The following is a 25,800-nucleotide window of genomic DNA, read 5'->3' on the forward strand; positions in this document are numbered from 1 at the left end:
TCATGCGCATTCTGGTGACCGGCGGGGCCGGCTATATCGGCAGCATCACGACCTTGCAGCTGCTCGAGGCGGGCCACCAGGTTCTTGTCCTCGACAACCTCTGCAACGCCAAGCCCGGCGTGCTGGAACGCATCGCCGCACTCGCGGGACGACGACCCACCTTCGAGCAAGGGGATGTGCGCGACACCGCGCTGCTGCATCGACTAATGCAAGAGCATGCGATCGAGGCTGTCGTCCACTTCGCCGGCTTGAAGGCGGTCGGCGATTCCGTTCGGTTGCTGCTGGACTACTTCGACAACAACGTCCAGGGCACGCTCAGTCTGCTGCGCGCGATGCAGGCGGGCAGCGCACGCACGCTGGTGTTCAGCTCGTCCGCCACGGTCTACGGCCAAGCCGACGCGATGCCGCTGCACGAGGATGCGGCCACCGGCGCCACCAACCCCTATGGCCGCAGCAAGCTGATCGTCGAGCAGATACTGGCCGATCTGGCGACCTCCGATCCCGCCTGGTCGCTGTGTGCGCTGCGCTATTTCAACCCGGTGGGCGCCCATCCCAGCGGCCAGCTCGGCGACGATCCGCAAGGCATCCCGAACAACCTGATGCCCTATATCGCCCAGGTCGCGGTCGGACGGCGCCACTTCCTGCAGGTTTTCGGCAAGGACTATCCGACCGCCGACGGCATCGGCGTGCGCGACTACATCCATGTGCAGGACCTGGCGCGGGGCCATCTTGCGGCGCTGAAGCATGTGCATGGCAGCCCGGGCTGGCATGTCTTCAACCTTGGCACCGGTTGCGGCCACTCGGTGCTCGAGATGGTGGCGGCCTACGAGGCGGCCAGCGGCAAGCCGGTCCCGCGCGAGTTCGCGCCCCGTCGTCCGGGCGATGTCGCGATGAGCTGGGCCGATCCAAGCCGCGCGCAGCGGGTGCTGGGCTGGCGTGCCGAGCTTGGCTTGGCGCAGATGTGCGCCGACAGCTGGCGCTGGCAGTCCGCCAATCCAAGGGCGTCGGTTGACCGGGCGACTAGCCTTTAGAACAACCGGCATTGCTCGCTCGCAGCTAGCACGCCGGGTCCAGCCGTGCACTGATCCAGCTTGGCTTGCTACAACCGCCTTGGTCGGCCGCCCTATGGAAAATTCGCTTCCCTAGAGCAGTCTGTCGGGAGTGTCTGCTGATGGCCGCGACTGCCAGCTCGCGCCTAACGCCGACAGCTGCCTTTCGATCCGACGTCGATTGAACGGCCGCCTCGCGATCCTTTGCTGATCTGCACCTCGCCATTCTCGACGCCGGGAAGAGGACGGCCGCCATTCAGGTAGGGCCGCCGAGCCAATGCAACCAGGGCCAAGCGGCACCCGGCCTGTGGCGCCCTACCGCTCCACTCGAAGAGTTGAAGGCGGCAACTCGAGTTCCCTGCTGAACTTGATTAGCGGAGCTGCCCGCTTGAATTCGAACGCCTCATGGGCACCGATGAGTTCTGACAGATCCTTGCGCAGAGCCACGTAACGGAGTCTTGTCGCCAATTTGCGCCCATCGGCGATGGTCGGAGCCTACAACTGGCACTGGCGATGGTGCCGTAAGGCCAACGGAGTGCTCATCTCCTTTTCCTTGCGATCTTGCGGCTTTCATGCAGGCATTGCTCCGGCAGTACCAGACAACGGTATGAAAGGTCGACACTGCTCAATCGTCGGCGACGAGCGTTCCGAGCAGCAAGCTTGCATTCGAATGCAATGTGCGATGTAAGTCCGATTCGTCGCCGTTTTTGAAAGGAGACAAACGTGATGTAAATCAACGCTACACCGATGATCCTCTGCTAAGGGTTTTCCTTATGCATACGTATGCAATGTTTTTTCTATTATTGGACACATGATGGAAATCAACCCACGTTCGAGGCACGAAGGTCTGCCCTTCAAGTTGCCGCAGCGCCCGCAGGTCACACGAGTGCGCCAGGTCGATCCGCTCGCGCTGCGCGCAGCCAAGCCGGCACGGCTTCAGCCGATGGAAGGCTTCGACGAAGGCTATGCCGACATCGTCGATTACATCGTCCGCATTACCGAAGAGATCTGGGTCGACCGCGCCATCGGGCGCATCTACGAGACCTATGACCACGCCTGCACGATCTACTCGCCCTACGGCGTCGTGCGTTCGGTGCAGGAAGTGGTGGCGTCCACGGTGACGACGCTGAACGGCTTTCCCGATGGTGAGCTGCACCACCTGAACGTCGCCTGGGATGGCGACGAGACGCAGGGCTTCTATACCTCTCACCTGGGCTTCAGCCGCTCGACCAATCTCGGTGCATCCAACTGGGGGCCGGCCACCGGGCGGCGCATCGGCGTTCACTTCGTCGCCGACTGCGTGACGCGCGGCAACTTCGTGCATACCGAATGGCTGGTGCGGGACAACGGCGCCGCGGTGCGCCAGCTGGGCCTCGACCCGCATGTGGTGGCGCGCCGCATCGCGGACAGCCAGCCGACCAGCCAGCGCGTGCATTCCAGCCCTACCGCTCTGCTTGGCCAGGCCCCGCGGCCGAGCCTGCAGCCGGTCGACGATGGCGTGGAGAGCTGGGTGCGCGTGATGTTCGACCAGCTGTGGAACCAGCGCCGCCTGGATCGCCTGGGCCATTACTTCAGCACCGATTCCATCTGCCATGCGGGCGGCGGCCGTGTCGCCGAGGGCTTGCGCAACCAGCAGGCGCTGATGCTGCTGATCCTCGGTGCCATGCCCGACGCCGTCATGCAGATCGACAAGGTGAGCTGGTCCGACGAGACCGACGGCGTCATCGTGGCCGTGCGCTGGCGGCTGGAGGGCAGCAGCCAGGCCGGCGCGCTGTTCGGCGAATGCCCCGTGAACAAGCCGGTGCTGCTCAATGGCATGAGCCATCTGCGCCTGAACGGCGCGCAGGTGGTCGAGCACTGGATGATTTTTGACGAAATCGGCGCCCTGGCCGGCGTCTACCGCGCATGAATGCAGCCCTGAAACCCATTCCCTGGAACCAGCACCCGCAGGTGCTGTCGCCGGTCGGACGAACCATCGGCGACCTGCTGGCAACGCGTCCGCGGCAGCAGCCGCTGGACGGCTTCGATGAGGTGTACAGCGACTTCGTCGACTACATCGTCCGCTGCACCCATCGCATCTGGGAGGAGAAGGACATCGGCCTTTGCCGCACCCACTATGCCGACGACGTGGTCATGCACACCCTGGCCGGCCCCAGCCGCGGGCGCGAGGCGGTCGTGCAGGGCACCTTGGGTGCGCTGGCGGCTTATGCCGATCGGCAGGTGGTGGCCGAGGATGTGATCTGGAGCGAAGACGCCCCGGCGCTGTTCTATTCCTCGCACCGCATCACCAGCCGCTCGACGCTGGAAGGCAGCGATGCCCTGTATGGCGCGGCCAACGGCGCGGCGCAGATGGCCACCACGGTGGCGGACTGCCTGGTGCGCGACAACCTGATCGTCGAGGAATGGCTGTACCGCGACAACGCCAGGGCGGCCCTGCAGATGGGGCATTCGCCCCGCGCGGTGGCGCTGGCCCAGGCCGAGGCGGACCGCGCCGGCGATCCGCAACGCCACCTCTGGCGCCAGCAGTGGATGGATCAGGTGTGCAACGCCGCGCAAGCCTGGCCCGAAGCCGGGGACCCGGCCGAAGTGCCGATGCGCATGCTGCGCGCGGCCCTGGTAGATGACCTGTATGGAGAGGCGATGGCCACGGTCTCGCCAAGCGTCGAGGTGCGCTGGCCCACGGGGCGCCGGGGTTGGGGTCGCGGCTACCTGATCGGCTGCCTGGTGCAGCTGCGTGCCCAGCTGCACGACTTCAGCTTCACGATCGAACACTGGGCGGCCCGCCCGCTGCCCAACGACGAAGTGGCGGTGGCGCTGCGTTGGGCCGCCTGTGGCGTGCATGCCAGCCAGGGCGCGTGGGGACCGGCCAGCGGGCGACGGATCCTCGTTGCGGGCAGCAGTCACTACGTTCTGCGCCAGGGCCGCATCGTGCGTGATCAGACGGTTTTCGACGAGCTGGCCGTTCTGCGCCAGATCCTGGGTGGTCTGGGCGCCGACGCGCCGACGAAAGGGGCGCAATGAACGCCGCAAGCAAATCGACACCGCAGCTGCTGGCCGAACTGAGCGGTCTGCTGCGGGGGCTGCCTGGCAGCGCGGCGCCACTGGCCAATGCACTCACCGTGCAGGCCATGGGCTTCCAAGTCTTCGGGCGCACCGACGCGGTGGATCTGCTCGCGCGCCACCCGCTGGCCTTGTCGCCCTCGCCGCATGTGCTGAGCGCTCCGGGGGCGCTGGCCGTGCTGGACGTGACGCCGGAGGGGCGCCCGGTCGGGGTGTTCGCCGATGTGATGGATGGCGTGCTCGCCCGGCTGTGGGTCGCCGGCCCGGTGGTCGATGACGCTGCGACCGAGCCCGGCGTGCCGGTGGCCAGCGACGACTTCCTGACCCAGGACCGCACGCACTGTGCCGGTGATCCGATCGATTTCCCATCGCTGGATGCTTTGGCCTGGCCTCAGGTGCAGGCCTGCGCAGCGGAGGCGCTGCAGACGGTCGCCGAGCCTGCGGCAGCCAGCAGCAGCCGCGCGGTTGTCGTACGCGCGTTCAGCAGTGGTGACGGCTTTGCGGTGCTGTACGCACTGCGGGTGCTGTCGCCCGAAGTTCCCCGAGTCGCTCACCGCCGCTGGGCGGTGGCGGTCGGCCGCATCGGCGCGGATGGTGCCCTGCTGCACCGTCGGATCGCGGTCTCGGATGCCTGGCCCGTGCCTGCGCACGTGTTCTTCTGACGAAACCTGCAGCGCTTGATTCCATAAACAGAGACACAGAGACAAAGCCATGCCCCGCTCCATTGCACGCCATTCCCGCCTGCGCCCGACCGCGCTCGCATCGATTCTGTTGACGACCTTCGGCCTGCCGCTGGCAGCGCAGACGGTAGCGCCGCCTGCGGCACCCGCGGGTGCGCCTGCTGAGCAAGCGGCTGTCCCGAGTGCGGCGCAAGCGGCAGCGGCATCGTCCACGCCACGCGAGGTCCCGGTGTCTCTTGATCAGGTGGTCGTCACCGTGCAGCGCCGCGCCGAGACCCTGCAGTCGGTACCGCTTTCGGTTACCGCCCTGACGGGCGCACAGATCAAAAACGCGAACGTGAATTCGCCGGAACGGCTGGAGCAGCTGGTTCCCGGCCTGCGGATGGGACGCTCCGGCTCCGACGTGCGGCCCGCCATGCGCGGCACCTACACCGAGAACGTGTCGGCCACCAGCGACCCGCGTTTTGGCGTCTATGTCGACGATATCTACCAGTCGCGCACCAGTCAGGTCCCGCCGATGATCGACCTGGCGCGCGTCGAGGTTCAGAAGGGCCCGCAAGGCACGCTCTACGGCCGCAACAGCTTTGGCGGCAACCTGGTCTTCCACTCCGCGCTGCCAACGGACGAGCTCGAAGGCGGCATCGATCTGGGCTTCGGCAACTTCCTCGAGCACCGGGCCGAGGGCTTCGTCAACGTGCCGCTTTCCAAGGGCATCGCGATGCGAATTGCAGCGCTTTCCGAGCGCACGCACGGCTATGTCGAGAACGTCGGCAGTGGCAACGACATTGGCGGCGAGTCGCAGAAGTACATTCGCGGCACGCTGCGCATCGCGCCGCCGTCGGTCCGCGACCTGGAGGTCCTGCTGCGCGCCAGCTATCAAGACCTCGGCGGCGCGGGCCAGGGTGGATTTGGACAGAAGTACAAGGGCACACTGGTCGATGCCAGCCTGATACGCGCGCCGGGCGAGTCGCTGACCTACAACGGCATCACCTACCAGCTGCCCAAGGGCTTCAACGGCAACAGCTTCACCGGCACGCCGCTGCCGGTCGACTCGCGCTACCGCGATGGCATTCCCGACATCAACGGCGCCGATATCGGCATTCCGGTGTCGGAAGACCCCTACCAGGTGAATTTCGCGGGCGACATCTTCCGGACCGGCTCGCAAAAGAACTTTGGCGCCACCCTCAATTACGGCAACGGCCCGGTCCGGTTTCGCTCGATCACCAGCTTTGCCGACTTCGACCTGATCCGCACCGGCAACAGCCTGACCCCGGTGCTGCTGAACTACTCCTACCAACAGACGCTGGCCAAGACCTACACGCAGGAGTTCCAGCTGCTGTCCAATGACGACAAGGCGGACGCGCTGCGCTGGATCGTTGGCGCGTATTTCTTTGACGATACCGCGACGGATCGCAGCGTCACGAACGTCAACCGCGCCTACGTCGCGGCCACAGCACCTCCCGGGCAACAGTACTACCCGTTCGGCTTCACGCTGCTGCCGTCCGGAACCGGACTCAACCAGAGCACCGCCTTCGACAGCTTCAGCGCTTACCAGCAGAAGGCGCGGTCGACGGCTGGCTATGGACAACTGTCGTACACACTGTTCGACAAGCTCACGCTGACCGGCGGGCTGCGCTACACACGCGACGAGAAGAATGTGCTGTCGGCGCGCTTCAACACCAGCCCCACCGGCCCCGGCGCTTACTTCGTGCACAGCATCGACGACCCGGTCAACTACGCCTGTGGCGGTTTCATCGCGGCGAACGCCGCTTCGGTGTCGCAGTCCCAGACGGCGATTGACCAAGCCTACAACTTTGTCTGTGCCGGCAACGTCTACAGCTACACGAACTACCGCGTGGCAGCCGACTACAAGTTCAACGCCGATCTGATGGGCTACACCAGCTACTCGACGGGCACGCATGCGGGCGGCTTCAACTCCGGCGCAGTGACGATTGGCGGCGTGCCCACGCTGCTGCCTTTCGCCCCCGAAAAGGTCAAGGCCTTCGAGCTGGGCTTCAAGAGCACGCTGCTGGATCGCAAGCTGACGCTGAACGCCGCGGCCTACGTCAACGACTACCGCGATCTGCACGCCCAGACCTCGATCCCCAATCCGAATGCACCTCAGACCTCGGTCATCGCCTTGGTGCAGAACGTTGGCAAGGACCGGGCCTATGGCTTTGACATCGAAGCGGGCTTCCGTCCGACGCGTGAGCTGCGCATGTCGCTTGCCTATAACTACCTGAACGCCAAACAGCTAGATTACGGCGTCAACACCTTCAACTTCGGCGGCGAGGCCAGCTTCTGCGGCATCACGCCGAGCTGCGTGCCGGGCAGCGGCGAGCAGAACACGGTGCAAGGCACGCCGTTCCCGAACTCGCGAACCGATCCGAATCGTTTCGTGCCGGTGCTCGATGCGAACGGCAACCAGGTGGTCTCGGGCGGCGTTCCGCAGTACCGCTACGTGTTGGCCGGCACCGGGCGTGACGGCACCAAGTACACCGCCCAGCGCGCGTTCTCGCCCAAGCACACGCTCCAGTTCGGCATGGCCTATACCCTGCAACTGGGTGGCTATGGCACGCTGACGCCCGAGTTCCAGACCTATTACAACTCCGGCTACATCCTCACCGACCTGACACCGGGCTACGGCAACAACGAGGCCTTCACCAAGACCGATCTGCGGTTGACCTACCAGACGTCCGACGGCGACTACACCGTCCAGCTCTATGTCAACAACGTCGAGGACGAGGCCACCATCTCGCGGGCTGTGTATGGCAACCACCGTTCGCTGCTCGTCAGCTACGCGCCGCCGCGCAGCTACGGCGCGCGCTTGTCGGCACGCTTCTGAGCGAGTGCGGGCACAAGGCCGGTACACCCATGTCGAGCCACGCAGCATGACGAGCGCCATTGCCCCGCCGATTACCTGGCGCATGAAGTACGCGTACGGGATCGGTAGCACCGCCGAGTCGATCGTCATCACGACGACCAGCATGTTCTTGATGCTGTTCTACAACCAGGTGCGTGGACTTGACCCGGCCATGATCGGCATTGCGCTGGCCATTGGCCTGGCCGTCAACGCCGTTTTCGATCCGCTGGTCGGCTCATGGTCGGATCGGACGCGCGGCCGATGGGGGCGTCGGCATCCATTCATGTTTGCGTCGATCCTGCCGGCGGCGCTGCTGTTCTATGCGCTTTTCAATCCGCCCGAATCGCTGAGCAGCACCGGCCAACTGGTGTGGCTGACCGCCTTCAACGTGCTGCTGCTGCAGGCGATGACGGTGTTCCACACCCCGCACCTGGCGCTCGGCAGCGAGATGAGCGAGGACTATCTCGAGCGCACCAGCATCATGAACGTGAACACGTTCTTTCTGTGGATCGGCGACACGACCGGTTGGCTGCTGTGCTTCCTGCTGTTCTTCCGTGCCACGGCCGAGTTCCCCAACGGCGCACTCGATCCCAGCCGCTGGCCGCTGTTCTCTGTCGCCATTGCCTGCCTTGTCCTGCTGTGCCTGTTCTTCTCGAGCCAGGTCACCAAGCGCCGCATTCCCTACCTGCTGCAACCGGCTGCCGCCACGCCCGGTTTCAGCGCGCGCGAATGGGCTCGGGACATCTGGCGCGTGCTGCGCAACCGCAATTACGTGGTCTTGCTGATCGGCTTCTTCTTCCTGTCGCTGATGACCGGCGTGCGCGGCGGGCTCTGGATCTACAACGCGACTTACTTCTGGGAACTCAGCAACGACCAGCTGGCCTTCTTTGCCGTCGGCAGCCTGTTCGGCTATCTGTTCGCCGCCTTCTGCGTCAAGCGGCTGCATGCGCGCTTCGACAAGCGCTGGACCGGCATGGTCGCCCTGCTGGTCTATTGCATCGGCCCGGCGATCCCGCTGGCGCTGGGCTACTTCGGCATCCTGTCGGCGCAGACGCCGGGGCTGCTGGTGATCCTGATCGCCTTCTCGCTGCTGCAGCATGCGCCCTACAGCATCATGACGACGACCGTGTACTCGGCGCTGGCCGACATCGCCGACGAATGCGAGCTGAAGTACGGTCTGCGGCAGGAAGGCACGCTGTATGCGACGCGCACCTTCTTTTCGCGGGTCGACCAGGCGCTCGGCACAGGGCTGGCCGGCTGGGTGCTGTCCATCGTTGCATTCCCGGCCAAGGCCACCCCCGGCCAGGTGCCTGATTCGGTGCTGAAGGGCCTGGCGCTAGCCTTCATGCTGTCCGTCATTCCCGGCATCGTGGCCAGCGTGTTCTACGGGATGCTTAAAGTGACCCGTGCCACCCACGATGCCACGCGCGAAGCCATCGACGCCCGCAAGCGGGTGGCAACTGCCGCGAATACCTCCGCCGCAACCGGCGCAACCACCACCACCGGCCCCAGGGCCGACAACGAGCTGAGCATTCCATGAACACCACTGACCTTGCTGCGAACAAGCGCCGCCTGGCCGCGTTTCTGAACGAACTCTCCGAAGCGAACGGCGCCGGCATCGAAAGCGTGCTCGATGCGCATTGCGCGCCCGACACCGTCTGGCGCGTCTTCCACCCCTTCAACGATCTGAAGGGCAATGCGGAAGCGGCCGACAAGCTGTGGGCACCGCTGCGCGAGGCCTTCCCCGACTGGGAGGCGCGCATGGCCTTCTTCCTGGGCGGCGAGTACGAGGGCCGCGAATGCGTCAGCAGCTGGGGCGTGCTGATGGGCAATCTGACTAAACCCTGGCTGAGCATCCCGGCGACGCATGGCCTGTGCGCGCTGCGTCTGGGCCTGAACGTGGTGTTCCGCGAAGGCCGTATCGTCAAGGTCTATGTGCTCCTGGACATCCCTGACCTGATGCGCCAGGCGGGCGTCTATCCCTTCCGCCGCATGCCCGGTTCGGCCGAGGCCTGGGCCTTCCCGCCCTGCGACAGTGGTGCCACCGCCGAAAGCGTGGATCACGAGCTGGGCGCCATCACGCTGACGCATGTGCGCGAGATGCAGACCGGTCTCGCCAAGGGCGACGACCTGAAGAACCTGGCCGGCACGCGCAGCAAGCACAGCCCGCACTGGCACAAGAACATGATGTGGTACGGCCCCGCCGGCATCGGCAGCAGCCGCGGCCAGAAGGGCTTCCTGGACTTCCACGGCGCCCTGTTCATCCAGGCCTTCCCCGACCGGGAAGGCATCGTGCGCGACCACAACGGCCCGGAAGACGGCCCCGGCCACTACATTCGCGTCGGTGACGGCCACTATGCCGTCACCGCCGGCTGGCCCTCGCTCTATGGCACCCATCTGGGCGGCCAGTGGCTGGGCATGGCGCCGTCGGGCAAGCGGGTGGAGATGCGCGTGGCCGACTGGTACCGCACCGACCGCGACGGCAAGATCATCGACAACTGGGTCATGATCGATGTGCTGCACATCCTGCACCAGGCCGGCCTGGACGTCCTCGACGACCTCCGCTACATCGCCGACCCGAGCCTGAACCGCTGGCCCGGCTGAGCGCCGGCCACCGCAGGCCAGCCCACCCCTTCATTTTTCTGCACGCGGCCGCGGCCGCGTCTTGGTCAACTTAGGAGTACCCCATGATCCGTTATCTCAAGCGCGGCGCCAGCGCCACCGCTCTTGCCGAGGCCGATGCCAAGGTCCGCAGCACCGTCGAAGGCATCCTGAAGGATGTCGAGGCGAATGGCGATGCCGCCGTGCGCCGCTACTCGCAGCAGTTCGACCAGTGGGATCCGGCCGACTTCACGCTGTCGCAGGCCGCCATCGAGGCCGCCGTCAAGCAGCTGAGCCCGCGCGAACTGGAGGACATCCGCTTCGCCCAGGACCAGGTGCGCCGCTTCGCGCAGATCCAGCGCGATTCGATGAAGGAGGTCGAGGTCGAGACGCTGCCCGGCGTGGTGCTGGGCCACAAGCATGTCCCGGTCAACAACGTGGGCTGCTACATCCCCGGTGGCAAATACCCGCTGATCGCCTCGGCCCATATGAGCGTGCTGACGGCCAAGGTGGCCGGCGTGAAACGTATCGTCGCCACCGCGCCGCCCTACCAGGGCGCGCCGCACCCGGCCATCGTGGCCGCCATGCACTTCGCCGGTGCCGACCAGATCCTGGTGCTCGGCGGCGTGCAGGCCGTGGCCGCCATGGCCATCGGCACCGAGAGCGTCAAGCCGGTGGACATGCTGGTGGGCCCGGGCAATATGTTTGTGGCCGAGGCCAAGCGGCAGCTGTTCGGTCGCGTCGGCATCGACCTGTTCGCCGGCCCGACCGAGACCCTGGTGATTGCCGACGACTCGGTGGACGGCGAGATCTGCGCGGTGGACCTGCTGGGCCAGGCCGAGCATGGTCCGACGACGCCGGCCGTGCTGCTGACCACCAGCGAGAAGCTGGCCCGCGACACGATGGCCGCGGTCGAGCGCCAGCTCGAGCGCCTGCCCACCGCCGGCATCGCCCGCCAGGCCTGGGCCGTGCACGGCGAGGTCATCGTCTGCGACGGCGACGAGGAGATGCTGGCCGAGGCCGACCGCATCGCCAGCGAGCATGTGCAGGTGATGACGCGCGACCCGGACTGGTTCCTGCAGCGCATGACCAACTACGGCGCCCTGTTCCTCGGCCCGCGCACGAACGTGAGCTTTGGCGACAAGTGCATCGGCACCAACCACACGCTGCCGACCAACAAGGCCGCGCGCTACACCGGCGGCCTGTGGGTCGGCAAGTTCATGAAGACCTGCACCTACCAGCGTGTCACGACCGACGCGGCCAGCGCGGCCATCGGCGCCGTGTGCTCGCGCCTGTGCCATATGGAAAACTTCGCCGGTCACGGCGAGCAGGCCAATATCCGCGTGCGCCGCTATGGCCAGCAGCCGGATCTGCCCTGGTACCAGCCCGTGCCGGCGCAGGGCTGAACGCCATGACCCACTCAGCCACCCTGCCGCGCACCCCCAGTCTGCGCCTGGACGGCCGACGCGCGCTGGTCACCGGCGCCGGGCGGGGGCTCGGCCTTGCCTGTGCGGCGGCCCTGGCCGAGGCCGGGGCCGAGGTATGGCTGGCGGCCCGCAGCGCCGTCGAGGTCGAGGCCGCGGCGGCGGAACTGCGGGCACGTGGCGATCGTGCGCACGCGCTGCTGCTGGACGTGACCGACACCGCCGCGGTGGACAAGGCGGTGGCCGAACACGGGCCGTTCCAGGTGCTGGTCAACAACGCCGGCACCAACCGGCCCAAGCCGCTCGAGGAAGTCACCGAAGACGATGTCGACACCCTGCTGGCGCTGAACACCAAGGCGGCCTTCTTCGTGGCTCGGGCCGTGGCCAGCGGGCTCAAGAAGGCCGGGCTGCCGGGAAGCATCGTGCAGATGTCCTCGCAGATGGGCCATGTGGGCGGCGTGAACCGCAGCATCTACTGCACGACCAAGCACGCGCTGGAAGGCATGAGCAAGGCCCTGGCGCTGGAGCTCGGGCCGCAGGGCATCCGCGTCAACACGATCTGCCCGACCTTCATCGAAACGCCGATGACCCACGACTGGCTGGCAACGCCGGCCTTTCGGGATCAGGTGCTCGGCAAGATTGCGCTGGGTCGGGTTGGCAGGGTGGAAGACGTGATGGGCGCGGTGCTGTTCCTGGCCTGCGATGCCTCGGCCCTGGTCACGGGTTCGGCCCTGATGGTGGACGGTGGCTGGACGGCGGCATGATGAAGACTTCGAAACCAGCACGCCGACCGACCATGCCCCCGAGCAAGAACAGTGTGACCTCCAACGACGTGGCTCGCCTGGCCGAGGTGTCGCAGTCGGCGGTCAGCCGCACCTTCACCCCCGGCGCCAGCGTTTCTCCGGAGACGCGCGAGCGGGTGATGGAGGCCGCTCGCAAACTCGGCTATCGCCCGAACGCGATCGCCCGCACCTTGTCGACCCGGCTCTCCCGCATGATCGCCGTCGTGGTGTCGGACCTGCAGAATCAGTTCTACCCGGTCGTCATCGAGCGCCTGTCCAAGCAGCTGCAGAGCAACGGCTACCACGTGCTGCTGTTCATCACCGACACCGAGGACGCCGACGAGCTGCTGGTCGAGCTGATGCGCTACCAGGTCGACGGCATCGTCATGGCCTCGACCCAGCTCTCCTCGGGGCTGGCGCAGCAGATTGCCGAGGCTCGCGTGCCGGTGGTGATGTTCAACCGCGTCAGCCGCGCCGGCAGCATCAGTACGGTCAGCAGCGACAACCATGGCGGCGCGCGCGCCGTCGCGCATTACCTGGCCGACACCGGCCATCGGCGCGTTGCCTACCTGGCCGGCGCGGAAGATTCGTCGACCAATAGCGACCGCGAGCGCGGCCTGATCGATGGCCTGGCCGAGCGCGGTCTGCGCATTGCCGCTCGCGCCAACGGAAACTACAACTTCGAACGGGCCGCGCAGGCCACGCTGGAGATGTTCACGCACGGCCTCGAGTCGGACCGGCCCGACGCCTTGTTCGTCGCCAGCGATCACATGGCTTTTGCCGCCATCGACACCTTGCGTGGTGCGCTGGGTCTGCGGGTGCCCGAGGACGTTTCTGTGGTCGGTTTTGACAACGTCCCCCAAGCCGACTGGGGGGCGTACCGGTTGACCACCGTCGAGCAGGACGTGGACAGCATGATTGACGCCACGGTGCGGATGCTGCTGCAGCAGTTGGAGAACGACGTCGTCACCCGCGATCACGTGACGGTGGCAACGCGCTTGGTCGTGCGGGGATCGGCCCGGCTGCCGCAGCCTGGGACGGACGGGCCGCAGGCGAACCGCTCGCCAACGAAGGCCTCTCGCGGCGAGGGCGCTGCTGCATCCGCTACGGCGCCGGCGACCGGCGATACCCAGGGGCCGGCGCCCGCTCGAAGGAAGTCCAGCCGCTGAATCGCGAAGTTCTTTATCGACGGTATCGAGCCGTCGAATGAAGCAAAGAGGATCGGAGGGCCGGCAGATGCTGCATCTGCGGCTGCCGCGCTCATTCACTTGCTGCCCGGGCCGAACAGGGCCGGCAGCGACGAAAGGTATAAATGAACAAGGATTTGACTCGGCAAGATGTCCAACGACGTCACATCCGCCGCGCGGACTATGTGAGTTGCAACGAGGCATTCATCGACGTCCGGTTGCCTGGCAGCACGCCCAAGGAGAACTACTCCATCGTCGGGCCGGGCGTGACGCAGAACCCGAACCAGGTCGTCAACCTACGCGAGGCGCATGGCTTCAACATCGGCGCGGCCGGCATGGCGCCGGGCATCACCAACAGCCTGCACCTGCACTTCACCGCCGAGGTCTTCATCGCCTGCGAGGGCCGCTTCACGCTGCGCTGGGGCGCCGATGGGGAGGAAGGCGAGGCGGTGCTGGAAGAGGGCGACGTGATCTGCATGCCGACCTGGATGTTCCGCGGTTTCTCGAACAGCGGCAGCCGCCATGGTTTCCTGATGACGGTGCTGGGCGGCGATGACACCGGCGGCATCATCTGGAGCCCCGAGGTGATACGCCGCGCGCGCGCCACCGGCTTGTATCTCGGACGGGACAATCAGCTCATCGACGTTCCCGCGGGCGCCGCGCCGCCTGCCGAGGACGACCTGCTGCCGCTGATGCCCGCCGAGGAGGTGGCGGCGCTGCGGCGCTGGTCAAAGGAAGAGCTTTTGCACCGCTGCATTCGGCCCGCACAGCGGGACTTCCGGCCCGCGACGCTGGACAGCGCGCTGCCGGGCCACGCCTGGCAGTTGGCGCCCTTCATCGGTTGGGGCATCAGCCAGCACCGCGACCATCGCCCGGCCGTCGCGGAGCCGCTGGGCTTCTCCGTCGAATGGATCAAGGTGCCGGCGGGGCAGCGCAGCGCAGTCTTCCAGCTTGAGCAGGCCGCCGTGCTGTTGCACGCCGACGGGCCGCTGGCCGTGGACTTCAACCGGGACGCGGACGTGGTGCGCACCGAATTGGGCGCCTGGGACACGCTATCAATGCCGGCCGGCTGCTCGCGCCAGTTCGTCAACCACGGCAGCCGGGACGCCCATGCGCTGCTCGTGGTGGCCGGCGATGGTCGCAAGACGCCGCGTTTCGACGCCAGCGTGCACGCGGCGGCGGAGCGCGTCGACATGACTTTGGATGCTGGCGGTCGACTGGCTCGAAAGAGTCTGCTGCCGCCTGCGATGGGCGTGTGAACGCCTCGCCGTTGATCGCGCTGCCGGGCACCTTGCTCGACGGCCGAAGCCTGACGGAAGCGCTGGCCGGTCTGCAGCCCCGAACATTGATCCTTGGCGAGGCTGCCAGCCTCGACGAGGAAGTCGATCGCCTGGCGGCACAAGCGCCGGTGCCGGCGATCTGGGTCGGTCATTCCTTGGGCGGCATCGTGGCCCTCCATCTTGCACGGCGGCATCCCGCCAGCGTGGCGGCGCTCGTGCTGCTGGGCACCAACGCGCGCGCGGGCTACACGACCAACGAGACGAGACGTGCCGCGCAATGGGCGGTCGCACAGGAGGAAGGGTTGGACACGCTGGTGCGCAAGGAACTGGCGCCGAGCTACGGTCTGGCCGAGCGCGGCATCGAAGATGCCTTGCTGACATCGCTGGTGGAACAGGCCGAGGCCGTCGGCTTGCAGCGATTCGCCCATCAGCTCGGCTATGCCCGGCAGCGTCCCGGCCTGATGGAGCCTCCGCAGCACCTGTCCTGCCCGGCGCTGGTGCTCAGCGGAGAACTCGACGCGCTGTGCCCGCCCGTGCAGAGCGACGAGATCCTCGCCCTGATGCAGCCGCCAGGCCACGCCGCCCATCACATGTTGGACGGCGTGGGCCATCTGTTTCCGATGCAGCAGGCCGGCCGGGTGGCGGAACACCTGCGCCGCTTCCTGAGCTCAATCGAAGAAAGCGTCATATGAAGAACAACCATCTGCTCGAGATCTTTCGCCAGCGGAAGACCGCCGTGGCCGGTTGGATGAGCATCGACTCGGCCTACGCCGCCGAACTGGTGGGCTGCAGCGGTTTCGATTCGGTGGTCGTCGACTGCCAGCACGGCATGGCTGGCCATGCCCAGATGGTCGCCATGCTGCAGGCCTTGTCGCACACCCCTGCCGTACCGCTGGTGCGGGTCAGCCAGAACAGTCTCGCGGAGATCAATCGTGCCCTCGATGCGGGGGCCTACGGCATCATCTGCCCGCTGGTGAACTCGGCGGCTGAAGCCCAGGCCTTCGGTCGCGCCTGTCGCTATCCGCTGGGCGGTGTGGAGGGCGACCGCTCCTTCGGTCCGGCCCGCGGCTTGCTGGTGGGTGGCGCCGACTACCCGCAGCACGCCAACGAGCAGATCCTGGCGCTGGCCATGATCGAGACCTTGTCCGGCCTGGACGCGGTTGAAGCGATCGCCGCCGTGCCGCAGATCGACGGGCTCTTCATCGGGCCCAGCGACCTTGGAATCGCGCTTGGCCTCGGTCCCGGCGCCAATCACGAGCATCCGGTGCTTGCCAACGCCATCCGGCGCATCCAGGAGGCCGCTCGCGCGGCCGGCAAGGTGACCTGCATCTGGTGCTCCACGGCCGAGATGGCGCGCGCCATGCGGGCCCAGGGCATGGATCTCGTGGTGCCGGGGCACGACGCGATCTGGCTCAAGGCCGAGATCGCGCGCCGGCTGGCCGTTCTCCGGTCGCAAGACTAGCCACCTTGCCGCGCTGGCGCGAAAAGCCGGCCGCTCAGCCGACTTGGCGTCGGTTCGCATTGGCGACAAGGTGCCCCGCCGACCGGCCTCTCTGCGCGCCGACGAGCTGTTGGGTGCGGACCTTCCCTCAAGACCATTCGTCGCTCCGGCTGCTGGACCAGCCGCACCAGCTTCACCTCCGAGAACTCATATCGCTGACATGCGTCATGACTTGATTACGCTGGAGCTTCTGCTTGCCGTGGCACAGGAACGCTCCGTCACCCGCGGGGCAGAAGCAGTTCATCTTGCCGTTGCAGCGGCCAGCAGGCGCATCACGGACATGGAAGCCCGGCTTCGGGTCAATCTGTTTATCCGAAAAGCTCGCGGCGTTGAGCCTACGGAAGCCTGTCGATCGCTGCTTGGACACATTCAGACGATTCGATCGGGACTGGACGCCTTCAATCGTGAGGCTGCACAGCACTCGTCAGTGCGTTACGGGACTGCTCGCGCCCACGCCGAGGGCGGCCGCCCTGAGGGCTGATGCAAACACTTTGTAGCGGCATGCCATCTAGCTGAAAGGTGAGTTGTCAAGCCACCTTGCCATTCCGCGTACCCCAGAAATCCGGAGGACCTTCAAGTGACGACTTTGTTCCGTATCGCGGCGGCGCTTGTGTTTCTCATCGCTTGCGCGATGCCCGCTTGGTCCGCCACCGTACCCACGGTAGCTTCCGACCGATGGCTGGAGATGGACCTGTACTGGTTCGATCGCGCTCATCCCGAACGCTCTGCCGATCGCTTCTGGGCCCGCTTTGCACCGCTCTACCGCGGCGTGTCAGGCTACAAGGGCCTGGTGCTCGGAATCGGGTTCACGGCGGACTACATCGTGTCCTATCGCGGTGATCCGATGCAGGAAGTCCCGCTACCGCAGGCTGCCGAGCAGGAGATTGGTCACTCCCTGCGGGGGCAGCTCGATGGCGATACGGCGCAACGTCAGCTTGGCTGGCGGGAGCGCTTCGCATCCAAGGGGCCTGCTTCGGCCAAGCGCAAGGTGGGCTACGCCCCGTGGCGCTACGGCGACCTCCGTCGACTGACCGACGCACTGCGCGAACGCGCGAGGCGCGAAGGCATCGAGGACTTCCGCGTAGGGGCGTTCAGCGTCGGGGGCGACGGTGCCTACAGCGGACAGATGCCATTCGCCCGGCGGCATCCTGAGGCCTTCACGCGCTGGGGCGAACAGGCCCCCGGCGCCTTGGGATCGAGCAGCCACTTGGACCCATCCAACCTGCTGCACGCCCATCCCGAGGCCCTCGCCGCACTGCCTCAGGGCATCCCCGAGGGTTTGCCTGTTCATGCGCTATTTGCGGCGCAGTGGGGCGCTTTGTCCAGGGACAGTGGCTTCGACGCACTGATGCTGCGCGACTTTCTCAGCTTCCCGCGCGCCTTCACTCGGTACGGGCCCTGGGGCGTCTACGTACCGGACGCCACCCGCGCCGAGCGCAACACCGAAGGACTGGCGGCGCTGCTCCGCGGAGTAAAAAAGGCCAGCCCGCGAACCCTGACGATGATGTGGTCGACGGCCGGGTCAGCCACGTCGGACTGGCGCGCCAACGGCATCGACCTGGAGCGCGTCGCCCGAGACGGCCACCTTGATATCTTTGTGGACCAGACCTGGGCCGGGGCCTGGGGCGAGGTCGGTGTGCGCGAGCAGACCTTTTGGAATGCGCCGATCCTGGGCTGGACCTACCAGCTCGGAACGCTGCTGATGCATGCTGCGGTGCTTGCGGACACACCGGTGCGGCACTACCCGGTGATCGAGACATTCGACGCCTGGGAGAGTTGGGACACCATCCACACGGCGCCCGAGCGGCTGCGATGGGCGATCTGGGCGTACTCGCATGCCGGAGTCAAGACGCCCAAGGGCCTGCGCATGGCGGAGGGCGCCTATATTGCCTGGGCGCATCACGGGGAGGATCTTCTGGGCGAAGAAGACGTCGCCTTCCTCAGTAGCGAACTCGACGCCGCCGCGGAGGACGCAGCGCAGACCGTCGACATCGCAGGCCCGACGCTCGTCTACTCGCGCGATGCCGCTGCCGGTCAGATGTCTCGTCTCGCGCCGGGCTTCGATCCTCGTGACCGCCTCGACGAGCAGGTGGGCACGCTCATCAAGTGGCCGCTGCCCGTGCTGTCGGCGACGCGCGCTGAATGGCTGCCGCAGGTCAAGTCGGACCTCTTTGTGTTCGGCGCCTCCACCGACCTGCCGCCCGCCCAACTCGCCGCTATCGAGCACCTGGCTGAACAAGGGCAGGCACTGGCCTTCTTCGGGTCGGTGACAAGTGGCACCCATCCAAAGCTGTCGGGACTGCTGGGCGTTACGAGCCTGCCGCACAAGCCCCGGCTTCAGGACCGCATGCTGCGCGCGACGCCCGGCGCCGCCTGGCCGACGCGTCTCGCCAACGCGGGGGCGTTCAATGCGCCGCCGCCCGCCACACAGGTGAGGGCCCCAGCCGCGGCCGTGGTCTATGGTTTCGGTGAGACGGCAGGACTGGTGCTGGATCAGGCGGGAGGGCGCAACTTGGCCCTCTGGGATCCGGTGCCCTTTTTCGACTACTGGTATCGGCCGCTCAAGGATCTGCTCAACGGCGACCCTACGCCCTATGCGGTCGTGGCGGCCACGCTCAACGCACAGCTTGCACGAGCTGGGGCGTTCGCCGCGGCTGAGGTTGACCTGGCGCAGTCAGGGACTGTATCGGCGTGGATCAGGCGTGATGGTAGCGTGCGCATGCTGGCCGGAAATCTGGAGGAAGGACTTCGCGACGACGCCGATCGCTCGCGACGAATGACGCTGAGCCTGCCGCAGTCCTGGCGCGCCTGTCGTTGGCATCCGGATGGAGCTGTGATGCCTGTCGCCGTGGGCACCGCGCAGATCCGGCTGGACCTGCCGCCTCAGGGCAGCGAGCTGTTGCATTGCAAGAGGTGAGCCGCATGCGCGAAGGAGGGCGGACGGACCAAGTCCTGACACCCGCGAGCGAACCTCTGAGGCCGTTGTGAGTGCCAGGCATCGGCGCTTTGTGACGCATAGCGCCGAAGCTCACAGAAGTGATGCAGACGCTTCCCACGCAGGAAGCTCCCGCAGCTCGCTCGGCCGTTCGGCACTCAGCTGCAGACAGCAAGCGGATTTTCGATTCAGAAGAGTTCTGCAACCCATCTGCAATTGAACCCGCTGGCGGTTACCGGGGGCTCTAGAGCCCTGTCGCTTGCGCCACCACAAAGCCGCCGCTCGTCTATACCCGCTTGTGGCCGGGACTGCCCGCTCGCAGCCACCGCCGACAGCGGTCATTCGGTCGGACGCTCATTGAACGTCCGGTCTTCGAGGCGTCGAGCTCAACATCTCGACCCTATTCAGACATTCGCTGTCCTGATCCCGGCGCCTCAAAGCTGCCATCTCAACTCGCAAACAGGTACCCGAAGGAGTCCCGCTCAGCATTGAACAGCAGCCGCAGTGGGTCCGGCCCGCCGCGCAGCACGCGCCGCATACTGCAAACTGCAGCCAGGGTCAGTTGTGCAAGGCTGCTCGAGCGGTCTTCGACGTCTACATCGAGGTTGCTTGACTAGCTCTGCCTTTCGACTCGGGCGACCTGCAAAGAATATGCTGCCACCCCGGTCGGTGAAACGGTCCGCTCGATGCGGAGTCGCCCGAACACCCAAATGGCGTCCATGGAGCGCAGCCCGATGATCGGTTCGGTCGCACGACAGTTCAGGGTCTGGTTGGAAGGCGGTGGAGGCGAATGGATGCAGGAGCCTAAGTAGGGCACCAGCAAGAACTGGCTCAGGCCGGGCATGACCGCGTCGTCAGGCGCCACCGCGTACCCTGGCAGCATCACATCGACTCCATTCATCGCATCCACGGTCGGCGATTGATTGCCCGCTGCCCGAAGCTTGTCCATCAACGCCTTCGCCCGCGGATCGTCGTCCGGCAGGTCCTCCGCCTCGGCAACCAAGTCGCTCAGTCCCTCCATGTGGTTCCACCCCGGTGGCGATAAGGCTGACCAGCCGATGTCCCGATACGCGTTAGCGCGCGCTTGCGCTGGTATGACGGCCGCAGCGATCCAGCTCATCACAAGCGCCCGGCGCACTTGGTTCAGTTGGCGTTCATGGGTGCTCATCCGTTGCTCCTCATGGGACGATCGGCACAGCGACCATCCAGCAAACGTCTCGAACTATGGAAGCCATCAAGCAAGCCGCTTCCGCACCCAGGGAGCCTTTTCTTGAGCCCCCTAGCCGCGGAAGCGAGGTCCAGTTCAGGGTTTGCAGTTCTGTCCTGGCGGAATCGACTTTGCGTGCGCAAGGTCGCTGCACCCGCTGCTCACCTTTGCCGTGCGTTCGGCACCTAGATCGACGATACCCGGGCTTGTGCCGCCAGCGAACGTCGCCGTGATCGTATCAACGCGCGGACGGAACGGCCCGAACCGGCTTGAGCAAGTGGCCACACCCTCTGCGTCAGTCGTGGCGGTACAGGCTGCGCCGCTGCCGTCCAGCGAGAAGGTCACGGTGCGATCCGCCATCGGTCCCCAGCCGTTCTTCAGCTTGGCCGAGATCTGGCTCGTCGATGGACTGCCCGGCATGAACTCGATCTGGCTGACGCGCCAGACCGGCGCTGAGAAGGTGGGATCAAGCTGCGCAAGTCGGGTAGCCGTGCACTCGCGCACGATGGCGAAGCCGCGCAGCAGCAACTCATTGCCAATCGTGAACTGGCTCGGTGAGCTCAGCCCTTCGGTCTGAATTTGCTTGATGCGGTCGCGCGAACCGTCCCACGAGATATGCGGGTTCGACGTCGCGTCCACCTTCAGCGCCTTGATCATGTTGTATGTGCGCTCGCTGGAGGTCAGGTAGTTGGCTATTCCGGTGAGGCTGCCCGGCAACGAAGAGCCGCCGGCCACGAACAACTTCACTTCCTTCCCACCGTCATGGCCGCGAACGACGAAGCCGGTTGCACCTGCCGTATGGCCGGGCGTTGGCAGCACGGTGAAGGTACGGCCACCCACCTGCAGGTCGAAGGGCGCGGTAGCAGTGGAATCCAACGGGATGGGCGCATACGACTTGTTGTTCGCGTCGCCCGAGCCCAAGTAGATCGGCGCGCCGGTGCTCGCCTTCATCTGTGCCGCGCCGCCGTCGTGATCGCCGTGACCATGAGTGACCAACACACCGTGCAACGGGGCCGCCGGCCCCATGCCCAACGACTGCAACGCCGGGATGTTGTAGTTGAGCATTTCGGCCGAGTTATTGCCGCCATCGACCATCACCCAGCCGGTGTCGGTACGCACGAGGTACTGACCGACATATTCGGACCCGATGTACCAGATGTCGTCGTAGATCTTGGTCAGCGGAACGCGGATGCTGTTCTTGGTGCGCTCGTTGATGATGAGCTGATTGTTGTTATCGGCCAGGTTGCAATAGAAGGCTCGCCAGGGAAAGGTCATCTGTGCGATGTCGCCGGTGTTCAACCGGGTCGCTTCCATGTGCAAGTCGGCCTGGGTTTGCTGCGCTGAACTTAACGCTGCAGCGCTGACCGCGCCAAACAGCGCGGTTAGCCGGATCAATCTCTTCAAATGCTTCACTGTCGTCTCCTATGGTGGCGGGTAAACCGTGACTCCCGTGAGGGTGCTTGGACCGGCCCAGAGACGCAGCGCTCAGGAGCGGTAGCTGGCACGTCTGTTGTTATTTGCGGCTGATCTTCGCTTCATGCCATGCCGCCCACAATGGACGCAATTGGGAATATGAAATGCACGGTTCGTAAATAATCTACAGCGGAGCATCGCGAGGCTATGTGAACCTCTGCGCCGGCGAGGGTTCCGGCCTTACTTCAGGTGTTGGCGGTCCACACTGGTTGCCCAAGATACGGCGCCACCTGGCTACGTGACGAAGGCAGCGCCGCCATCCGGAGACAAGTCGTGGGTCCTGCTGGTGTTAACGCAGGGCTCCCTGGTGTTCAAAGGCCGGATCAGCGGTGCTGCTTTCACGGCACACGACTAGTGCCATTCCTCGGCGTGCTGCAGAAACTCGCCGATGTGAGATTGGAGGTAGTCGACGCAGACTCTCACCTTCGCAGAGGTGCTCAGGCGGGACGGGTATACGGCCCAGACGTTCGCTTCCTGCGAGTATTCCGGAAGAATATGAACCAGCTTGCCACCGGCGATAAGCGACCCCACATCCCAGGTCGATCTCAACGCGACACCACGGCCCTTCACGGCCCAGTTCACAACCATCTCTCCGTTGTTCGATGACAGCGGGCCGCGAACTTTTATGGTGCTCTCCTGCTTGCCATTCCGCAGACGCCAAACCCCAAAAGGATGATCGCGTTCCTTGATGATCAGACAGTCATGTGCCGCAAGGTCCGATAGCGTGCCGGGAACGCCGTGCTTCTCCAAATACGACGGGGCTGCGCACAGCACACGGTGGTTCGATGCAAGGCGCTTTGCGATCAGGTGAGGCGCAATTTCGTCGCCGACCCGCACGTCGAGGTCAAAGCCTTCAGTGGCCACGTCGACCAGCCTGTCAAAGACCTCGAACCGCACCCGCAGCGATGGATGTTCCTCCACGAGAGCTGCAAGCGCCGGAGCGACGACCCTCCGGCCAAATCCGAAGCTGCTGCACACGCGAAGCGAGCCTCGGGGCGCCAAGCGCGTGATGCCGATCTCTTCGACCAGGTGATCGACATCATCGAGGATCTTGAGAGCCCAGTGGTAAACGCGCTCCCCTTCTTCGGTCACGACCACGCGCCGCGTTGTGCGGTGGAATAGCCGTGTGGTCAGCGTCTCCTCAAGGATACGTATTCGCTTGGTCACGTAAGAGGCAGAGACGCCCAGTTCCTCTGCCGCGCCAGAGAAGCTGGCCTTTCTCACCACTGCACTGAATACCCGCAGGTCTTCCGGCAAAGGATCACTATTCATGATATGTGCATAGCGAGTTCACATTTGGATGGATTGTATGTAGATCGTGTCTGGATAGCATCCCACCCCATCAAGCTTTTTGAATCGAGGACAGAGATGGGCAAGCTGCTAAGAGTTGCTGCGATTCCAGGCGACGGAATCGGCAAGGAAGTGATGCCGGAAGGGCTGCGGGTCGTACAAGCGGCAGCCACGCGATTCGATATCGACCTGTCGGTCGAGCACATCGAATGGGCAAGTTGCGACTACTACGCGGCGACCGGTTCGATGATGCCGAGCAACTGGAAGAGCCAGTTGCAGTCCATGGACGCGATCTACTTTGGCGCGGTGGGTTGGCCTGCAACGGTGCCGGACCACATCTCACTGTGGGGCTCACTGCTGAAGTTCCGCCGCGAGTTTGATCAGTACATCAACCTGCGTCCCGTCCGCCTCTTCGAAGGCGTGCCTTGCCCCCTGTCCAATCGAAAGCCGGGTGACATCAATTACTTTGTGGTGCGAGAGAACACCGAGGGCGAATACACCAATCTCGGTGGCGTGATGTATCCAGGCACGGACCGCGAGATCGTGATTCAGGAATCGGTCTACTCCCGCTACGGTGCAGATCGGGTGTTGAAGTATGCGTTTGAGCTGGCCGCGGGTCGTGAGCGCAAGCACCTGACGGTGGCGACCAAGAGCAATGGCATTGCCATCTCCATGCCGTGGTGGGACAGCCGCGCCGATGCCGTCGGCGACAACTATCCGACAGTGGCCGTGGACAAACAGCACATCGACATTCTGAGCGCGCGCTTCGTCCTGCAACCCGGTCGTTTCGACGTCGTCGTAGCCAGCAACCTGTTTGGTGACATCCTCTCCGATCTCGGACCGGCGACCACCGGCACCATCGGCCTGGCGCCCTCGGCAAACCTGAACCCGGAGCGCAACTTCCCGTCTCTGTTCGAGCCGGTTCACGGTTCAGCGCCCGACATCTACGGCAAGGGGATCGCGAACCCAATAGCAATGATCTGGTCCGGCGCCCTGATGCTGGACTTCCTCGGGCATCGGCAGGCTCACGACGCGATCCTGCGCGCCATCGAGGCCGTCTTGAGGGACGGCCCCCATACCCCGGACCTGGGAGGGAAGGCTTCTACCGAGCAAATCGGCAGAGCCATCGAGCAACTGGTCCTTGAAGGGACGGCCTCCTCGTAATCGCCCCTTCAAAGCTCTGCAAAAACACTCAAAGGAGACAACATGAAATCGAGCAAGAAAACGCGGCCGGCGGCCGCGGGATGGCGGAGCCTTGCCGCCGTGAGTCTGGCCACCGCGACCGTGGTCGCGCCGTCCGTCGCGGCGGCTCAGGCGGCTGGCATTCCGACGGGCGGCCCAACGTCCCTCGCGGCGACCATCAAGGCACGGCAGCACATGTTCGGCCTTGAGAACGTCAATCCCGCTAATGGTGATGTGCGACGGGACCGCGTCGTGATCTCCTGGCTGACCACGACGACCTTCGCCGTCGCTGCAAACGGCAAGGTCTTCCTACTGGATGCCTTCATCAATGACGACGATATCGTCACTCCCCCAGCCCGCAAGCGCACGCCGACCGGTCTGCAGGAACTGGTCGATCTGAAGCCGGAGTGGATCTTCATCGGTCACGGGCACGGCGACCATACCGACTACGTCGCCAACGTCGCCTACCGAACCGGAGCGATGATCTTTGGCGCTCAAGAGCACTGCGCCGGCATGCAGGTCGATGCCCGCACGCAGTTTGGCAGTGGCGCCTCGGTTAAGTGCACCGCAGTGCTGGCCGCCGGCGTTCCCATCGCGACGACGGCGATGAACTTGCCTGACTTGAAGCCCGCTTTGTGCCTCAATGTCATGCGTCACTTGCATGGTGCTGCAACTCCGGCCGACACATCGATCCCGCCCAACGGCATCGAGTTCCGCGACGGGGAAGATCCACGAGAGTTCGAACTCTGGGGCACAGGGCCGGCGGCCTATCCGCAGGTAAGAGCATCCGGTGGCGGCGGCAGCCTCAGCCTTCTGTACCAGTTCACGGTTCCTGGTTCCCGCGCCTTCTCGTTCTCCGTGTACGACAGCGTCGGTCCCTACAAGGAACTTGCTCCCGAGTTGATCCCGGCCCTGAAGGCCTGGCCCGCTACCGACGTGCTGATCGGCGCCGTAAGCGGCGCAAACAACCCGACCAACGGCATGCGAGACGCCGCGATCTACATCCGCGACATCCAGCCCAAGGTCTTCGTCCCAAGCCACCACGACGAATCCCAGCGCCGACGCGGTGCGGCGGGCAACTCCGGCGAATGGTGGAAGCGCAACCTCATGACGTCGATGACCAGCATCGGAATCCCGGCCGCCGAGCAGCCCGAGGTGCGCTGGCTGAACGATCCCTACGACTACGTGCGTCCTTCTCTGCTGACGTTCGATCCGTCTTCTGCCCGATGGGCAAAGAGCAGTGCGCGGACGAACCCTGGCTGCAACTGAGCAATAACACTAAAGGA

General features: G+C 65.3%; 20 protein-coding genes. 17 read left to right on the top strand and 3 right to left on the bottom strand.

All coding sequences use genetic code 11. The features are described from left to right. Positions 1–2: 2 nt before the first annotated feature. The 15 genes from galE (at position 3) to QWJ38_RS03760 (ending at position 19,344) form a co-directional block, all read left to right on the top strand. Positions 3–1,031 (top strand): UDP-glucose 4-epimerase GalE, encoded by a 1,029-nt coding sequence (gene galE, locus QWJ38_RS03695; protein ID WP_290357683.1) that lies wholly within the window; start codon positions 3–5, stop codon positions 1,029–1,031. A gap of 832 nt (positions 1,032–1,863) precedes the next feature. Next, positions 1,864–2,958 (top strand): nuclear transport factor 2 family protein, encoded by a 1,095-nt coding sequence (locus QWJ38_RS03700; RefSeq protein WP_290357684.1) that lies wholly within the window; start codon positions 1,864–1,866, stop codon positions 2,956–2,958. Then, positions 2,955–4,070, top strand: coding sequence for a nuclear transport factor 2 family protein (locus QWJ38_RS03705; protein ID WP_290357685.1), 1,116 nt, complete (start codon positions 2,955–2,957; stop codon positions 4,068–4,070). The genes QWJ38_RS03700 and QWJ38_RS03705 overlap by 4 nt, the downstream gene beginning before the upstream one ends. Beyond that, positions 4,067–4,771: a hypothetical protein gene (locus QWJ38_RS03710; RefSeq protein WP_290357686.1), complete on the top strand. Its 705-nt coding sequence runs from the start codon at positions 4,067–4,069 to the stop codon at positions 4,769–4,771. The genes QWJ38_RS03705 and QWJ38_RS03710 overlap by 4 nt, the downstream gene beginning before the upstream one ends. A 49-nt stretch (positions 4,772–4,820) precedes the next feature. Continuing rightward, positions 4,821–7,634 (top strand): TonB-dependent receptor, encoded by a 2,814-nt coding sequence (locus QWJ38_RS03715; protein ID WP_290357687.1) that lies wholly within the window; start codon positions 4,821–4,823, stop codon positions 7,632–7,634. Then, positions 7,558–9,192, top strand: coding sequence for an MFS transporter (locus QWJ38_RS03720; protein WP_290357688.1), 1,635 nt, complete (start codon positions 7,558–7,560; stop codon positions 9,190–9,192). The genes QWJ38_RS03715 and QWJ38_RS03720 overlap by 77 nt, the downstream gene beginning before the upstream one ends. Continuing rightward, on the top strand, positions 9,189–10,256 hold the full coding sequence (locus QWJ38_RS03725) for a nuclear transport factor 2 family protein (protein ID WP_290357689.1): 1,068 nt from the start codon (positions 9,189–9,191) through the stop codon (positions 10,254–10,256). Before QWJ38_RS03720 ends, QWJ38_RS03725 begins: the two co-directional genes overlap by 4 nt. Before the next feature lie 83 nt (positions 10,257–10,339). After that, the gene (gene hisD, locus QWJ38_RS03730) at positions 10,340–11,659 is read left to right on the top strand and encodes a histidinol dehydrogenase (RefSeq protein ID WP_290357690.1); all 1,320 of its coding nucleotides are present in this window, start codon (positions 10,340–10,342) and stop codon (positions 11,657–11,659) included. 5 nt (positions 11,660–11,664) lie between these two features. After that, complete coding sequence (locus QWJ38_RS03735; protein WP_290357691.1) at positions 11,665–12,441, top strand: SDR family NAD(P)-dependent oxidoreductase; 777 nt, start codon at positions 11,665–11,667, stop codon at positions 12,439–12,441. Beyond that, positions 12,438–13,628, top strand: coding sequence for a LacI family DNA-binding transcriptional regulator (locus tag QWJ38_RS03740; protein ID WP_290357692.1), 1,191 nt, complete (start codon positions 12,438–12,440; stop codon positions 13,626–13,628). Before QWJ38_RS03735 ends, QWJ38_RS03740 begins: the two co-directional genes overlap by 4 nt. Positions 13,629–13,771: 143 nt before the next feature. After that, positions 13,772–14,905: a cupin domain-containing protein gene (locus tag QWJ38_RS03745; RefSeq protein WP_290357693.1), complete on the top strand. Its 1,134-nt coding sequence runs from the start codon at positions 13,772–13,774 to the stop codon at positions 14,903–14,905. Next, a complete protein-coding gene (locus QWJ38_RS03750; protein ID WP_290357694.1) occupies positions 14,902–15,618 on the top strand; it encodes an alpha/beta fold hydrolase in 717 nt (238 codons plus the stop codon). Before QWJ38_RS03745 ends, QWJ38_RS03750 begins: the two co-directional genes overlap by 4 nt. Further along, positions 15,615–16,388 (top strand): HpcH/HpaI aldolase family protein, encoded by a 774-nt coding sequence (locus QWJ38_RS03755; RefSeq protein ID WP_290357695.1) that lies wholly within the window; start codon positions 15,615–15,617, stop codon positions 16,386–16,388. The genes QWJ38_RS03750 and QWJ38_RS03755 overlap by 4 nt, the downstream gene beginning before the upstream one ends. A 199-nt stretch (positions 16,389–16,587) precedes the next feature. Next, positions 16,588–16,908: a LysR family transcriptional regulator gene (locus QWJ38_RS24005; protein ID WP_350340433.1), complete on the top strand. Its 321-nt coding sequence runs from the start codon at positions 16,588–16,590 to the stop codon at positions 16,906–16,908. Positions 16,909–17,004: 96 nt separating this feature from the next. Then, positions 17,005–19,344, top strand: a complete 2,340-nt coding sequence (locus QWJ38_RS03760; protein ID WP_290357696.1) for a hypothetical protein — start codon at positions 17,005–17,007, stop codon at positions 19,342–19,344. Positions 19,345–19,975: 631 nt separating this feature from the next. On the opposite strand, the gene QWJ38_RS03765 is transcribed toward QWJ38_RS03760, so the two are convergent. The 3 genes from QWJ38_RS03765 to QWJ38_RS03775 all read right to left on the bottom strand — a co-directional run bounded on the left by QWJ38_RS03765 (position 19,976) and on the right by QWJ38_RS03775 (position 23,314). Beyond that, complete coding sequence (locus QWJ38_RS03765; RefSeq protein ID WP_290357697.1) at positions 19,976–20,530, bottom strand: DUF3299 domain-containing protein; 555 nt, start codon at positions 20,528–20,530, stop codon at positions 19,976–19,978. 135 nt (positions 20,531–20,665) lie between these two features. Next, entirely contained in the window at positions 20,666–21,982 is a 1,317-nt protein-coding gene (locus QWJ38_RS03770; protein ID WP_290357698.1) for an MBL fold metallo-hydrolase, read from the bottom strand. A gap of 411 nt (positions 21,983–22,393) precedes the next feature. Then, on the bottom strand, positions 22,394–23,314 hold the full coding sequence (locus QWJ38_RS03775) for a LysR substrate-binding domain-containing protein (protein ID WP_290357699.1): 921 nt from the start codon (positions 23,312–23,314) through the stop codon (positions 22,394–22,396). Positions 23,315–23,410: 96 nt separating this feature from the next. Here QWJ38_RS03775 and QWJ38_RS03780 point away from each other — a divergent pair, with 96 nt between their 5' ends. Together QWJ38_RS03780 and QWJ38_RS03785 are read left to right on the top strand one after the other, a co-directional pair. After that, entirely contained in the window at positions 23,411–24,496 is a 1,086-nt protein-coding gene (locus QWJ38_RS03780) for a tartrate dehydrogenase (protein ID WP_290357700.1), read from the top strand. Positions 24,497–24,538: 42 nt separating this feature from the next. Further along, the gene (locus tag QWJ38_RS03785; RefSeq protein ID WP_290357701.1) at positions 24,539–25,783 is read left to right on the top strand and encodes an MBL fold metallo-hydrolase; all 1,245 of its coding nucleotides are present in this window, start codon (positions 24,539–24,541) and stop codon (positions 25,781–25,783) included. Positions 25,784–25,800: the final 17 nt, after the last annotated feature.

It is taken from the genome of Roseateles violae, assembly GCF_030410485.1.
Taxonomy (GTDB): Bacteria; Pseudomonadota; Gammaproteobacteria; order Burkholderiales; family Burkholderiaceae_C; genus Roseateles_D; species Roseateles_D violae.